This is a genomic window from Amycolatopsis sp. BJA-103 (assembly GCF_002849735.1).
Lineage (GTDB): Bacteria > Actinomycetota > Actinomycetes > Mycobacteriales > Pseudonocardiaceae > Amycolatopsis.
Map to the genome: position 1 here is coordinate 5336451 of NZ_CP017780.1, position 14524 is coordinate 5350974.

Below are 14524 nucleotides of genomic sequence, written 5' to 3' on the forward strand. Positions count from 1 at the left end.
CGCGGTCATCGTGACCGCGGCGCACCGCCGTTCGCAAGGACTCAGAAGGTGATGGAGAATCCTTCGATCGTCCCGCTGTCGAACCGGTGAACGTCACGGACCCGCAGTTTCCAGGTCCCGTTCGCCGGTTCGGACGAGGCGTTCACCGTGTACGACGTGTGCACGCCACTCGCCTCGCCGATCCCTCCCGCTGGCTTGAGCGCGAACACCGCGCCACTCGGCCCGATCAGGTCGATCGCCAGGTCACCGGTGTAGGTGTGCGCGATGTCGACCTTGACCGGCAGCGTCGCCGACGCCTTGCCATCGCAGCCTTCCTGCGTCACCGAACTGGTCACCGCGTCACCCGCGTCCGGAATGGACACCGGTGTGGTGTTCGACTTGGCCCCGCACTTCGGGCCGGGGCCGCCACCGCCGATGAACGACACGTTCAGCAGCTTGTTCACCGTCCCGCTCGGCAGGCCCTTGAGCACACCGTCCGAGGAGTTGTTCACCAGCGCGTCCCGCGTCTGCTGCGCGGTGGCGCCGGAGTTGGCGGACAGGTACAGCGCCGCCGCGCCCGCCACGTGCGGCGTGGCCATCGAAGTGCCGCTCATGTTCGCCGAACCACCGTTGGACGTGGACAACGACGTGATGTTGTTGCCAGGGGCGAAGATGTCCACGCACGAACTGTGGTTGGAGAACGACGCCTTGTTGTCGTTCTCGTCCGAGGCGCCGACCGTGATCGCCTCGGGGATGCGGGCGGGGCTGACGTTGCAGGCGTTCTGGTTCTCGTTGCCCGCCGCCACCGCGTAGACGAAGCCCGCCGCGATGGACTTCTTGATGACGTCGTCGCCGAGCCCGACCTGGTCCATCCGCAGGCTCAGGTTCGCCACCGCCGGTTTGGTGCCGTTCGCGGTCAGCCATTCGGCCGCGTCGACGATGGCGGAGTCGGGACCGTTGCCCGAACAGTCGTTGCCCAGCACCTTCAGCCCGACGATCTTGACCTTCTTGGCCACGCCGTAGGTCTTGCTGCCGATGGTGCCCGCGGTGTGACTGCCGTGCCCGTTGCAGTCCTTCCCGTTGCCGCCCACGAAGTCCTTGCCGATGGACGCGCGGCCTTCGTACTCCGGGTTCTCCGGGTTGATGCCGGTGTCCATGTCGTACGCGGTGACGCCCTCACCCGTGTTCGGATAGGTGAAGCTCTTGTCGCGCGGCAGGTTCTTCTGGTCGATCCGGTCGAGGCCCCAGGTGGGGTTGGTCTGCGTGCCGACGGCACGCGCCGTGCCGTCCTGGAAGACCGTCTTGACCGCGGGATCGGCCGCGAGCCGCCGGGCCTGCTGCTCGGACATTCCCTTGACCGAGAAGCCGCGGAGCACGTTCTTGTACGCCGACCGGACTTCGCCGCCGTAGCGGCCGGTCAAGGAGGCCGAAGACTGCTCGACCGCCATGGTGCCGACATCGTGGAGCACCACGATGTACTGGTTCCCGTAGTGCTGGTTCGCCTGCACGACAACGCCTTCCGCCTGCGCGGCGACGGCGTTGCCTGCGGCGAGCGCGGCCAGCGCGGTGGCCGCGAAGGCCACCACACCGGCCCGCACGCCGCGGCGCATCAGAGACCTGCCACGTTCAGCAGCTTGTTGGTCGAACCGGAGCCCGGGCTCGTCACGACACCGCTGGTGGCGGCGCTCGCCAGACCGGAGGCCACGGCGGCCGGGTTGGCCGACGGGTGCGAGGTCAGGTAGATCGCGGCCGCGCCGGCGACGTGCGGGGTCGCCATCGAGGTACCGCTCATCTGCTGGGTGCCGCCACCGTTACGGGTCGAGGTGATGTTGGTGCCGGGCGCGAAGATGTCGGTGCAGCTGCCGTAGTTCGAGAACGTGGACCGGCGGTCGTCGTTCTGGGTGGCGTTGACGGTGATGGCCTCACGCACGCGGGCCGGGCTGGTGGAGCAGGCGTCCGTGTTGGAATTCCCCGAAGCCACCGTGTTGGTGATGCCCGCCGAGACCGCGCGGCGCACGGCGGAGTCCACACCGGAGTCGGCCGGTCCGCCGAGGCTCATGGTGAGCACCGACGGGCCCTTGGCGTTCTTCACGACCCAGTCGATCCCGCTGATGATCTGCGAGTACTGGCCGCTGCCCTGGCAGTTCAGCACGCGGACCGAGACGATCTTGGCGCCCTTGGCCACGCCGTAAGTGGCGCTGCCGACGGTGCCCGCGACGTGCGTGCCGTGGCCCTGACAGTCCTTGGCGTCGCTGTCGTTGTCGATGAAGTCGTAACCGCTGCTCGCACGGCCGCCGAACTCCGACTGGCGGTAGTCGACACCGGTGTCGAGGACGTAGACCGTCGCACCGGCACCGTCGTTCGGGTAGGTGTACTTCTTGTCCAGCGGCAGGTTCTTCTGGTCGATCCGGTCGAGGCCCCAGGTCGGGTTGGTCTGGGTGCCGGTCATGTGGGCGACAGCGTCCTGCTGGACGAAGTCCACGTTGGGGTCGGCGGCGAGCCGCTTGGCCTGTGCCTCGGTCATCTTCGCCGAGAAGCCGTTCAGCGCGGCGGTGTAAGTCGCCTTCACCTGGCCGCCGTACTTGGCCGCGAGGCCGGCGTCGCCGCTCTTCAGCGAGACGATGTACCCGTCAGTGACGGCTCCCGGCACACCGGCGCCGCGGATCTGCCCCTCGGCGGCCGTCGCCGATCCGGCGAAGGCCAGCGAGGCCGCTACACAGGCCCCGGTGAGCACCGCACCCGCGATCCGGTGACGTCGAAGTTCTCCACGCATTTCCTGAGCTCCGTTCACTCGAACAGGTGGTTCGCGCCGGCAGGTTTCCGGACCGGCGCCGTGACGACCAGTCACGCTTGAATCACTTTCGGGTGGTGGGACCTGCGCGAACAAGCGAGGCAACGGTCCGTAGGACTACGTATCTAATAGGGAAAATCACCATCCCTACGAAAGTTCCGTGACCGTCCGAGCGGGTTCCGTGATCGCTGAGCACGTGCCTAAGCTGCGTTCACTCGAACGGTGTGGTTCGTGAAGCGGGGGTGACCCGGCATGGTGATCGGTGGCTGCCGACGCAGGACGAGTTCGCCCGTGCTCGTCGGCCGTGATGCGGAACTGGGCGAGATCCTCGACGGCGCGATGCGCTCGCCGTCGGTGATCATGCTCGAAGGCGAAGCGGGGGTGGGCAAGACCCGGCTCGCCACCGAGCTGCTGGCCTGCCCCGAACTGGCCGGACGACCGGTCCTCACCGGAAGCTGCCAGCCGTTGCGGGAGCCCTTCCCGTACGGCGTGGTCTTCGACGCGCTGAAGGACGTCCGCCCGGCGCGCGAACTCAACCCCGTGACCGGGGTACTCGCGCCCTACCTGCCGGAACTCGCGGCCTACCTGCCCCAGCCGCCCGCCCGGCTCGCCGATCCGAGGGCCGAACGGCACCGGCTCTTCCGCGCCGTCCGGGAACTGCTCGGCGCGCTGGGCCCGCACGTCCTGCTCATCGAAGACCTCCACTGGGCGGACGACGGCTCCCGCCGCCTGCTGCGGTTCCTGATGACCGACCCGCCCCCGGGGCTGACCCTCCTGCTCACCTACCGGCGTGAGGAGACGCCCGGCGGTATCCCGCTCGGCAGCGCCTTCCGGCCCGCGCCCGGCACCGCGCACGTGCTCGTCACGCTCCGGCCGCTGGACCGCGACGGCGTCCAAGCGCTGGTGTCGGCGTTGCTCGGCGAAGCGAACGTCTCGGCCGAGTTCGCCGCGCGGCTGCACGAGCGGACCGCGGGGATCCCGTTCGTGGTCGAGGAGGTCGTGCACGCGGTCGCGGGCATCGAGGGCGCGGTGCACGCCGACGGCGCGACCGCGAGGCGTCTGCTCGACGCGGTCGAAGTCCCGGCTCTGCTGCGTGAAGCGACTGTCGAACGCCTCACCGCGCTGCCGCCCGCCGCCCGGCGGATCACCGAGGCCGCCGCCGTCCTCGGCATACCGTCCACTCCGGACCTGCTGACCGCCGCGGCCGCGCTCACCCCCGAACGCGCCCATCGCGCGCTCGTCCTCGCGCTCGAACGCAACGTCCTGGTGGAGACCGGCGAGGGCGAATACGGCTTCCGGCACGCGCTCGCCCAGCAGGCCGTCTACCGCACCATCCCCGGCCCCGACCGGCAGGAACTGCACCGGCGGGCCGCGCGGCTGCTGCGCGACCGGCTCCCGCAGTCCCTCGTGCGGCTCGCCGAACACTGCCGTAAGGCGGGCGACCGGGCCGGGGCCCTGAAGTACGGCGAAGCGGCCGCCGATCAGGCGTCGACGGTCGGTGATCTCGCCACCGCGACGGATCTGCTCCGCACCCTGCTCGACGAACCGGGACTGCAACCGTCCGATGTGGACAGACTGGCGGTCAAGTTCAGTTCGGTGGCGTGCAACGGCCTCGCCCAGACCGAGGTCGTCCCGGCGCTGGAACGGCTGCTCACCGACGGCAGGCTGTCCGGGCGCCTGAGCGGCGAGGTCCGGCTGGGGCTCGGGCTTCTGCTGGTGCGCCAGGCCGGTGGGCTGGAAGCGGCGAGGACCGAGATCGAAATCGCCGTCAACGACCTGGCCGACCGGCCTGACCTGGCCGGACGCGGGATGGGCGTCCTCGCCCAGCCCTGGGTCGGCGCGACCCCGCTGCACGAGCACCGGCGGTGGATGGACCGGGTCGACGGGCTCATCGACCGGGCGACCGACCCGGGACTGAAGATCATCCTGCTGGCCAACAACGCGGCGTCGCGGCTGCACATCGGGGACGCGCGGGGCTGGGACATGCTGGACCGGGCGCCCACCAGCGTCAGCTCGCCCGACGAGCAGCGGCATCTGGCGCGGCTGCACTGCAACAGCGCCGACGCCTGCGCCTGGACGGGTCACCACCGGCGGGCCAGGAGCCTGCTGCGCAGCGGCATGCAGCTGGCCGCCGACTGCGGGGCGCCGTACGTCGTCAGCACGGCCCGCGCGACGGCGGTCCACACCGACTGGCTCACCGGGAACTGGGACGGTCTCGCCGAACGGGCCGACGCCCTGATCGACGAGTACCGCGACCTGCTGCCGGTGACCAGCGAACTGTGCCTGGTGCTGGGGCTGCTCGCCGCCGCCCGCGGCGAATGGGACGAAGCCGCGGTCCGGTTCGCCGGGACCGCGGCGGACCAGCCGGAGAACGCGTTCACGCCGGTCGCGATCGCCGCGCACGCCGGAATGGCGGGCATGCTGCTCGCGCAGGACCTCGGCGAGGCCGCCGTCACCCAGGCGGAGAAGGGACTGGAACTCTTGCGCGCCAAGGGTGTCTGGGCCTGGGGTGCCGATCTGGTGATGGCCGCCGTCGACGCGTACTGCGCCACCGGGCAGGATGCCGCGGCGCAAGCGCTGACCGACGAGTTCGAACGCGAGATCGGCGACCTCGACGCGCCGTCGACCCGTGCCGCGCTGGCCGCGAACCGCGGGCTCGTCGCGGCGTCGCGAGGGGACCACGCGGAGGCGATCAAGGCCTTCGAGCAGGCACGGGCGCGGTTCGACGCCCTCCCCGCGCCGTACCACGCGGCGCTGATCGCCGAACGGGCCACGCGGTGCCGCCTGGCCATGAACGAGGACGTCGCGGAGACGTTCGCCGCGCTCGCCGAAGCGTTCGACCACCTCGGCGCCACGCGTGACGCCGCACGCTGCCGTCACGCGTTCCGGTCCACCGGCGCCGTCGCCCCCTCTCGGCGTGGGCGCCGGGGTTACGGCGACGAACTGTCCCCGCGCGAGCGCGATGTTGCCAGGCTGCTGGCCGCCGGGCACACCAACCGGGAGATCGCCGAGGTGCTGTTCCTGTCCCGGCGCACGGTGGAACAGCACGTCGCGAGCGTTTTGCGGAAGCTGAAGGTGCGGTCGCGGAGCGAGCTGGCGGGGCTGCGGTCGGCTTAGGGATCAGTTCGGTTGAGGGCGCCTGGCGGGGTCGGAGAGCGAGGCCGGCGGCGGGGTGAGTGGCGAAGCGGCCGTGTCGCGAAAGCCACTTTCGGGACACCAGACGTCGCGAAAGTGGCTTTCGCGACACCCGAACCGGCTGGCGTGGGCGTCAGGCACGGCGGCTGGGTCGGAAACTCGACCTTCACCCCTTCCTCAAGTACGGGAAGGCCTCCTTCACTGCGCTAGACGCAAGGAAGGGGTCCTTCACGTACTTCAGGTGGGCAGGGCAGCGCCGGAACGACGGCGTTGCGAAAGCCACGTTCGCAACCTTCAACGTTGCGAAAGTGGCTTTCGCAACGCCCGCCCCGCGACAGATACCGAAGGACGGCACGAGCACGCCACCTTCGCCTTACTTCGCATTAATTCGGTTGCGGGCGCCCGACGGCGTCGGAGATGATCGTGCGCGATCCGGCAGGGAGCCGGTGGATGCGACCGGGAGGTGCCTCGTGCTGATGACTGTCCGGGGCGTTGTCCGCCCCCATCCACTCGCCCCTCGCGGCTGAGCGCGGAATCACGACGCTCGCCCGGTGGGGCACCCCTGACTAGGAGAACCCACCAGTGCGCAAGCACGATCTCGAAGAGTCTTACGAACAAAGTCCCCGCCGCACCCGTCGCGCTCGTTTCGACGACGAACCCGAACCCGCTCGCGGCGGACGGCTCACCGAAGCCGAACGCGTCCGGCTGGCTCGGCTGCGCGAAGACGCTTACACCGAAACAGCGATCCCTGACGGCGCCGACCGCTGGAGCACCTGGGGTGAAGCCGAGCACGGGCCGTACCCGCGACCCGACTGGGTGATCACCGAGCTGGCGGCGGTGGACACCGAACTCGGCATCCTCAAAACCGGCAAGGAGGCCGACGTCCACCTCGTCCGGCGCAACCTGCCCGGTACCGAGGGCACGGTGCTGGCGGCCAAGCGGTACCGCAGTGGCGAGCACCGCCTCTTCCACCGTGACGCCGGCTATCTCGAAGGCAGGCGGATGCGTCGCTCGCGGGAGATGCGGGCCATGGAAACGCGCAGCAGCTTCGGCCGCAACCTCATCGCCGAGCAGTGGGCGGTGGCCGAGTTCGGCGCGCTGAGCAGGCTGTGGGCGGTCGGGGCCCCGGTGCCGTACCCGGTGCAGCGCGACGGTACCGAACTGCTGCTGGAATTCCTCGGCGACGGCGAGACGGCCGCGCCGCGGCTCGCGCAGGTCCGGCCGGAGCCGGAACAGTTGCGGGAACTGTGGTTCCAGACCTCGGCGATGCTGGAACTGCTGGCGTCGCAGGGGCTCGCGCACGGCGACCTCTCGGCGTACAACCTGCTCGTCCACCGCAGGCAGATCATGGTGATCGATCTCCCTCAGGTGGTCGACATCGTGGCCAACCCCGGCGGGCTCGAGTTCCTCGCGCGGGACGTGCGGAACATCGCCACGTGGTTCCACTCACGGGGACTGCCGGAGCGGCTGACGGCGGTCCCGGAGCTGATCGGGGAACTGCAAGAGATCGCCGGCCTCCGCTGACCGTCCACAGTGTCATGAAAGGGGTTTCCCGACGTGATCCGTCAGGAAAGCCCCTTTCATGACACGCCAGGAGAAGCCTCGGTGGAGACCCTGCCCACAATCGGTCCCTCCGATTGGGAGGCCGGATAACGGTCCGGTACAGTAGTGCTAGACCGCAACCGGCGGCGTGGATGAGTGGTGTCCGTCGCCTCCAAAGCCAACCGAATGGCTCGCGGTATCCGTATCAATCAATTGGCGCGCGGTGTCATGCAGACGCGGTGTGCCGGGTTCGTCCCTGTGAACGCCCATCTGTGCACACCATCTTGCCCTGCCTGCGTGCGGGCAGCCCGGGCCTCCTTGCGACGTGCCACGTCCGAGAGGCATTTGTGACAGTCACGTTCAACTCCGGCCACACCTCACCGTCGGCCCGGCAGCACCGCAAGCCGCGCACCCGCCCCGCGGGTGACGCAATGCTGCACAACGACGCCGTCGAGAGTGTCGAGGCCACCACCTGGGCGGAGCTCGGTCTTCCCGAGCCTCTGCTGCGGGCACTGGCCGAGGGCGGGATCACCACCCCGTTCCCGATCCAGTCCGCGACCATCCCCGACGCGCTCGCCGGCCGCGACGTGCTGGGCCGCGCCCAGACCGGTTCCGGCAAGACCCTGGCCTTCGGCCTCGCGATGCTGACCCGGCTCAACGGCGGCCGCGCCCGTCCGAAGCACCCCCGCGCGCTGATCCTGGTCCCGACCCGTGAGCTGGCCATGCAGGTCGCCGACTCGCTGACCCCGCTGGCCAAGTCTCTCGGCCTGTGGTGCCGCACCGCCGTCGGCGGCATGGCCTTCACCCGCCAGGCCGACGCGCTTTCCCGCGGCGTCGACCTGCTGATCGCCACCCCCGGCCGGCTGTCGGACCACGTCCGCCAGGGCACCGCGTCGCTGTCGGACTGCACCTTCATCGCGCTCGACGAGGCCGACCAGATGGCCGACATGGGCTTCATGCCGCAGGTCCGCGAGATCCTCGACCTGACCCCGCGTGACGGCCAGCGTCTGCTGTTCTCGGCGACCCTCGACGGTGACGTCGACCGCCTGGTCCGCGCCTACCTGACCAACCCGGTCACGCACTCGGTCGCCCCGTCGACCGCGAGCGTCACCACCATGGACCACCACGTGCTCCAGGTGTCGCACCAGGACAAGCAGGACATCATCACCGAGATCGGCGCCCGCGAGGGCCGCACGATCATGTTCGTCCGCACCAAGCACCACGTGGACCGCCTCACCGAGCGCCTGCGCGAGAAGGGCGTCCACGCGGCCGCTCTGCACGGCGGCAAGACCCAGGGCCAGCGCAACCGGGTCCTCTCGGACTTCAAGGAGGGCTTCGCCCCGGTCCTCGTCGCCACGGACGTCGCCGCTCGCGGTATCCACGTCGACGACATCTCGCTGGTGCTGCACGTCGACCCGGCCGCCGACCACAAGGACTACCTGCACCGCGCCGGCCGGACCGCGCGCGCCGGGGCGTCCGGTGTCGTGGTCACGCTGGTCACCCACGACCAGCGCCGCATGGTGCGCCGGATGACCGACCGCGCCGGTGTCCGCGCCGAGCAGACCACGGTCCGCCCGGGCGACGCCGAGCTCGCTCGCATCACCGGTGCGCAGCAGCCCAGCGGTGAGCCGGTCATCGAGCGTCGTCGTGAGTCCCCGCGTCGCGGCGGTGGCCGCGGCTACGGTGGCGGCGACCGCGGTGGCTACCAGGGTTCGCGCGAGGGTCACGGTCACCGCGAAGGCGGCCGTCCCGGCGGCTTCCGCGGCCGCCCGCGTCGTGGCGAGTCCGGTGGCGGCAGCGGCCGCCCGCAGCGTCCGGGTACCGGACGCCCGCGTCGCAGCTACGACAGCTGAACTGACTGAACGGAGCCGGTTCACCCCGGCCCCAGCGTGCAATGAACGGGCCTTTCCTTGCAAAATTTGCAAGGAAAGGCCCGTTCATTGCGTTCCGGCGGCGGCACAGCGGGACCACCGCACCGGCTGCCGGAGCGCGAGTGGGAGACTGCGGGACGTGACTTCTCCCGGCCCCGCTCCCCAGAACCTCCCGCCCGACCAGGTCTTCGACTGGCTCGACGTGGAGGCGGAGAAGCGGGCCGAGGCCGGGCTGGTGCGCAAGCTGCGCATCCGGCAGGCGCAGGAGCCCGAACTCGACCTCGCGGGCAACGACTACCTCGGGCTCGCCAGGGACAAACGCGTCGCCGGTGCGGCCGCCGCGGCCGCGTTGCGCTGGGGCGCGGGAGCGACCGGCTCCCGCCTCGTCTCCGGCACGACCGACGTCCACGCCGAACTCGAGCAGGAACTCGCCCGCTTCTGCGGCACGCAGGCCGCGCTGGTCTTCTCGTCCGGCTTCACCGCGAACCTCGGCGCCGTCACGGCCCTGTCCGGCGCTGATTCCGCGATCGTCACGGACAAGTACATCCACGCCTCGCTGATCGAAGGCTGCCGCCTGTCCCGGTCGGACATCGCCGCCGTCGCGCACAGCGATCCGAGCGCCTTCAAACACGCTCTCGCGACCCGCCGCAAACCGCGCGCGCTCGTCGTCACCGACTCCGTGTTCTCCGTCGACGGTGACATCGCCCCGCTGGAGCAACTCGCCGCCGTCTGCCGGGAACACGGCGCTTCGCTGCTCGTCGACGACGCCCACGGCTTCGGCGTTCTCGGCGAAGGCGGCCGCGGTGCCGTCCACGCCGCGGGACTCTCCAGTGCGCCGGACGTCGTCACCACGATCACGCTGTCGAAATCCCTTGGGGCGCAAGGCGGAGCGGTGCTCGGGCCGCGTCGCGTGATCAAGCATCTCGTGGACACCGCGCGCAGTTTCATCTTCGACACCGCGCTCGCGCCCGCCAGCGCCGCCGCGGCGCTGGCCGCGCTCAACGCGTTGAAGGCCGAGCCGGAGCTGGCCACCAAGGTGACCGAGGCGGCCGGAAACCTTGCGTACCAACTGAAAGCGGCGGGGTTCCGGGTCGGTCTCCCGGACGCCGCGGTGATCTCGGTGCAGGCGCCGTCGCCCGAAGCCGCCGTCACGTGGGCGGCCGAGTGCGCGGATCAGGGGGTGCGGGTCGGCTGCTTCCGCCCGCCGTCCGTGCCCGACGGCATCTCCCGCCTGCGCCTGACCGCGCGGGCCGACCTCACCGAGGCCGACGTGGACCGCGCGGTCGCCGTGATCACGGCTGCGGCGCCTCCCGGCGCCACATCGTGATGTGCGGGATCCCGTCTTCCATGAACTCGTCGCCTTCGGCCACGAAACCGTACTTGGCATAGAACTTCGTCGCGTACGTCTGCGCGTCGAGCACGCACGGCGCGGCACCGATGCCCGCGAGCGCGGTCTCCATCAGCCGTCCCGCCAGGCCCTTGCCTCGTGAGCGGACGGCCGTGCACACCCTGCCGATGCGGAAGGTGCCGCCGGCGTCCTGCAGCACGCGAAGGTACGAGTCGACGGCGACGGAGCCGCCGATCCAGAGGTGCCTGGTGCCGGGCAGAAGGTCCCGCCCGTCGATCTCGTGATAGGCGACGTTCTGCTCGACGACGAACACGTCGACGCGCAGGCGGAGGATGCCGTGCAGCTGTGCTGCGGTGATCTCGTCACCGGCGACGGACAGCGGGAACGACGAGGTCTCGATGATCGGGGTGTCGGTGCTCACGCCCCACTTGTTAGCACATCGGACGTGAAGAAGGCATCGATCAGCCGATCAGGCCCCGGCTGTTCTGCTGCGAGATCTCGTTCGCGTAGTGCGAGACGCGGGTGTACACGCCCGGTTTGTTCGCCTTCGCGCAGCCTTCGCCGAACGAAACGATCCCGATCAGCGTGTCGCCCACCATCAGCGGGCCACCCGAATCGCCCTGGCAGGCGTCGACCCCGCCTTCGGGGTATCCGGCGCACACCATGTCGCTCGGGTCGTAGCCGGAGTACGCGGTGCGGCAGGTCTTGTCGCTGACCACCGGGACGACCGCGCTGCGCAGGTAGTCCGAACGCGCGCCTCCGTCGGCGACGCGGCCCCAGCCGAGCACCGTCGCCTTCGTCCCCTCGCGGTAGAGGTCGGCGTTGCCGTTGTCCGCGACCTTCGCGGGCCGGTACGGCAACTGGCCGCTGACCGTCATCACCGCGATGTCGTCGCCCTTGCCGGGGTCGCCGCTGTAGTCGGGGCTGACCCAGACCTTCGAAACGCGCAGTTCCACGCCGTCCCGCGAGCGCTTGTCCTCCCGGCCGGCGACCACCCGGACGTCGTTCTTCTTGACCGCGACCGCGCAGTGCGCCGCCGTCGCGACCGTCGTGGAGCTGACGATCACCGCTCCGCAGTACTGGTTCCCACTGCGATCGGCCAGGTAGACCGCGTACGGATACTGCGAGACCGAAGCCTTGCCACCGCCCACGATCCTCGGTTCGACGGCCTTGTCCGGCCCGCCCACCGCGCTGTCGTCCGCCGACGCGCTGTTGACCGCGATCGGCACCATCACGGCCGTCGCGAGTACCGCCCCGACGGCGAGCAGCAGGGTGCGACGTGACTTCTTGGGCATGTTCTGTCCCTTCACCGGGGCGTACGTACGGTCAAACCCTGGGAAGTCATTCGACTCCAGCGCGTACACGAGCGATCGCAAATACCCTAATCGGAGAAAGCCCGATGTGGTGTCACTGAAACGGGTGGACCTGTGCTCACCGAACGCATCTGTCACGCTGGACCCCGTGCGGGCGACGGCGACGATTCTGGCGGCTACGGCCTTTCTGCTGTTGTCGTGTTCCAGTCCGGCTCCGCCCGAAACGACACCTGCGCCGCCTACGCCGTCCACCTCGGCTGCCGGGACCAGTTCCGCGAAAACCCCTTCACCGGCACCGATATCGAGCATCCCGGCCCCGCCGCCCGCACCGCTCTGGCAGGTCGGCGCGAAGCCGCTTCCCTTGCGGCGTGACGGTTTCGGGCAGATCCTCCCGACTCCTCCCGTGCTGGCCGATCGTTCATTGCCGACCGCGGACCTGCTTCCCCCGCCGGCCGGGAACCGGTTCTCGGGCACGGTGATCCCAGTCCCCGCCGAGGTTCTCGCGCGCAGCACCTGGCAAGCGGGCTGTCCGGTGAAAGCAGGCGAACTGCGCTATCTCACGTTGTCGTTCTGGGGTTTCGACGGCCGCGCGCATACCGGCGAAATGCTCGTGAACGCCTCGGCGGCGAACGCCGTCGTCACCGCATTCGGGCGGTTGTTCACCGCGAAGTTCCCGATCGAGGAAATGCGCGTGACCACTCCCGCCGAGCTCACCGCTCCCCCGACGGGTGACGGGAACAACACCAACGCCTTCGTCTGCCGCCCGGCCCGCGGCCAGACGAACTGGTCGGCGCACGCCTACGGACTCGCGATCGACGTCAACCCGTTCTGCAACCCGTACACCAAGGGCGATCTCGTGCTGCCCGAACTCGCGTCGGCGTACCTCGACCGGGCCAACCGGCGGCCGGGGATGATCACCGCCGGGGACCGGACCGTCGCGGCCTTCACCGCGATCGGCTGGACCTGGGGCGGGACCTGGACCACGCCGGTGGACCGGATGCACTTCAGCGCGAACGGACGTTGACCGGGAACAACCGGTCTCCGTGACAAGTTGGCTAGAGTCGGAACCACCTCCGCTCCCGCCGCAAAGGACAACAGCGTGCCCCACTACGACCTGGTGATCGTCGGTACCGGATCGGGTAACTCGATCCTCGACCCGCGTTTCGCGGACTGGAACACGGCGATCGTGGAGAAGGGCACGTTCGGCGGCACCTGCCTGAACGTGGGCTGCATCCCGACGAAGATGTTCGTGCACGCCGCCAACGTCGCGGCCACCCCCGCGTCGTCGTCGAAGTACGGCGTGGACGAGGAGCTGACCGGGGTCCGCTGGCGCGACGTCCGCGACCGGATCTTCGGGCGGATCGACCCGATCGCCGCGGGCGGGCTCGAGTACCGCGTCGAGCACGAGGACAACAAGAACGTCACCGTGTACGAGGGCGAAGGCCGCTTCACCGGGACCAAGGAACTGCGGGTCAGCTACCCCGACGGCCGTCCGGCCGAGACGATCACCGCCGACCGGTTCGTGCTGGCCGCGGGCGGGCGCCCGGTGATCCCGGACGTCCCCGGCCTCGGCGAGACCGGCTACTTCACCTCGGACACCGTGATGCGGCTCGACGAACTGCCGTCGAGCATCGTGATCCTCGGCGGCGGGTACATCGCGGCCGAGTTCGCGCACGTCTTCGCCTCGTTCGGGGTGAACGTGACCGTGGTCAACCGGTCCGGCGCGCTGCTGCGCTCCGAGGACGACGACGTCAGCGCCCGGTTCACCGAACTGGCCGGGCGGCGGTTCGACGTCCGGCTCGACCGGAAGACCGTCCGCGCGCGCAAGACCGCGTCGGGCGTCGCTTTGGACCTCGAAGGCCCGCAGGGCGCCGAGACCGTCGAGGCCGAGGTGCTGCTGGTCGCCACCGGCCGCACGCCGAACTCGGACCTCCTCGACGTCGCCGCCACCGGCGTGACCACGGGCGAGCGCGGGCACGTCGTGGTCGACGAGTACCAGCAGACCGTCGTCGACGGGATCTACGCGCTCGGCGACATCTCTTCGGTCTTCGAGCTGAAGCACGTCGCGAACCACGAGCAGCGCGTCGTGCAGCACAACCTGCTGCACCCGGACGAGCGGATCGCCGCCGACCACCGCTTCGTCCCGCACGCGGTGTTCACCTCACCGCAGGTCGCTTCGGTCGGGCTGACCGAACGCGAGGCTCGCGAGCGAGGCGTGTCGTACGTGACGTCGCACCAGGACTACGCGGGCATCGCCTACGGCTGGGCGATGGAGGACACCACCGGCTTCGCGAAGCTGCTCGCCGACCCGGCCACCGGGCAGCTGCTGGGCGCGCACATCATCGGCCCGGAGGCGTCGTCGGTGATCCAGCCGCTGATCCAGGCGATGAGCTTCGGTCTCGACGCGAAGAGCATGGCGCGCGGGCAGTACTGGATCCACCCGGCGATGCCGGAGCTGGTCGAGAACGCGCTGCTGAACCTGCCGCTGGACTGAGCGCCCGATGCTATGAAGGGGACTTTCATTGCAAATTTCGCAATGAAAGTC

At 70.0% G+C, this 14524-nt stretch carries 11 protein-coding genes; 7 read left to right on the forward strand and 4 right to left on the reverse strand.

Going from position 1 to position 14524, the window contains the following annotated elements:
* Positions 1-41 precede the first annotated feature (41 nt).
* Together BKN51_RS23100 and BKN51_RS23105 are read right to left on the reverse strand one after the other, a co-directional pair.
* Positions 42-1589: a S8 family serine peptidase gene (locus BKN51_RS23100; protein ID WP_101609587.1), complete on the reverse strand. Its 1548-nt coding sequence runs from the start codon at positions 1587-1589 to the stop codon at positions 42-44.
* The gene (locus tag BKN51_RS23105) at positions 1589-2752 is read right to left on the reverse strand and encodes a S8 family peptidase (protein WP_101609588.1); all 1164 of its coding nucleotides are present in this window, start codon (positions 2750-2752) and stop codon (positions 1589-1591) included. The genes BKN51_RS23100 and BKN51_RS23105 overlap by 1 nt, the downstream gene beginning before the upstream one ends.
* A 309-nt stretch (positions 2753-3061) precedes the next feature.
* Between BKN51_RS23105 and BKN51_RS44780 the strand changes: the two genes are divergently transcribed.
* From BKN51_RS44780 to BKN51_RS23130, 4 genes are all read left to right on the forward strand, one after another.
* Entirely contained in the window at positions 3062-5887 is a 2826-nt protein-coding gene (locus tag BKN51_RS44780) for an ATP-binding protein (RefSeq protein ID WP_101609589.1), read from the forward strand.
* A 600-nt stretch (positions 5888-6487) separates the two neighbouring features.
* On the forward strand, positions 6488-7429 hold the full coding sequence (locus tag BKN51_RS23120) for a serine protein kinase RIO (RefSeq protein ID WP_101609591.1): 942 nt from the start codon (positions 6488-6490) through the stop codon (positions 7427-7429).
* A gap of 365 nt (positions 7430-7794) precedes the next feature.
* A complete protein-coding gene (locus tag BKN51_RS23125; RefSeq protein ID WP_101609592.1) occupies positions 7795-9300 on the forward strand; it encodes a DEAD/DEAH box helicase in 1506 nt (501 codons plus the stop codon).
* A 157-nt stretch (positions 9301-9457) separates the two neighbouring features.
* Entirely contained in the window at positions 9458-10645 is a 1188-nt protein-coding gene (locus tag BKN51_RS23130) for an 8-amino-7-oxononanoate synthase (RefSeq protein WP_101609593.1), read from the forward strand.
* Here the strand turns inward: BKN51_RS23130 and BKN51_RS23135 are convergent.
* Together BKN51_RS23135 and BKN51_RS23140 are read right to left on the reverse strand one after the other, a co-directional pair.
* Positions 10611-11087, reverse strand: coding sequence for a GNAT family N-acetyltransferase (locus BKN51_RS23135; RefSeq protein ID WP_101609594.1), 477 nt, complete (start codon positions 11085-11087; stop codon positions 10611-10613). The two genes, BKN51_RS23130 and BKN51_RS23135, sit on opposite strands and share 35 nt — an antisense overlap.
* A 40-nt stretch (positions 11088-11127) precedes the next feature.
* Positions 11128-11961, reverse strand: a complete 834-nt coding sequence (locus BKN51_RS23140) for a S1 family peptidase (protein WP_101609595.1) — start codon at positions 11959-11961, stop codon at positions 11128-11130.
* Positions 11962-12093: 132 nt separating this feature from the next.
* Between BKN51_RS23140 and BKN51_RS43255 the strand changes: the two genes are divergently transcribed.
* The 3 genes from BKN51_RS43255 to BKN51_RS23150 all read left to right on the forward strand — a co-directional run bounded on the left by BKN51_RS43255 (position 12094) and on the right by BKN51_RS23150 (position 14473).
* Positions 12094-12351, forward strand: a complete 258-nt coding sequence (locus tag BKN51_RS43255) for a hypothetical protein (protein WP_146044292.1) — start codon at positions 12094-12096, stop codon at positions 12349-12351.
* Positions 12278-13003 (forward strand): M15 family metallopeptidase, encoded by a 726-nt coding sequence (locus BKN51_RS23145; RefSeq protein WP_233223034.1) that lies wholly within the window; start codon positions 12278-12280, stop codon positions 13001-13003. Before BKN51_RS43255 ends, BKN51_RS23145 begins: the two co-directional genes overlap by 74 nt.
* Positions 13004-13078: 75 nt before the next feature.
* Complete coding sequence (locus BKN51_RS23150) at positions 13079-14473, forward strand: mycothione reductase (protein ID WP_101609597.1); 1395 nt, start codon at positions 13079-13081, stop codon at positions 14471-14473.
* The last annotated feature ends 51 nt before the right edge of the window (positions 14474-14524 follow it).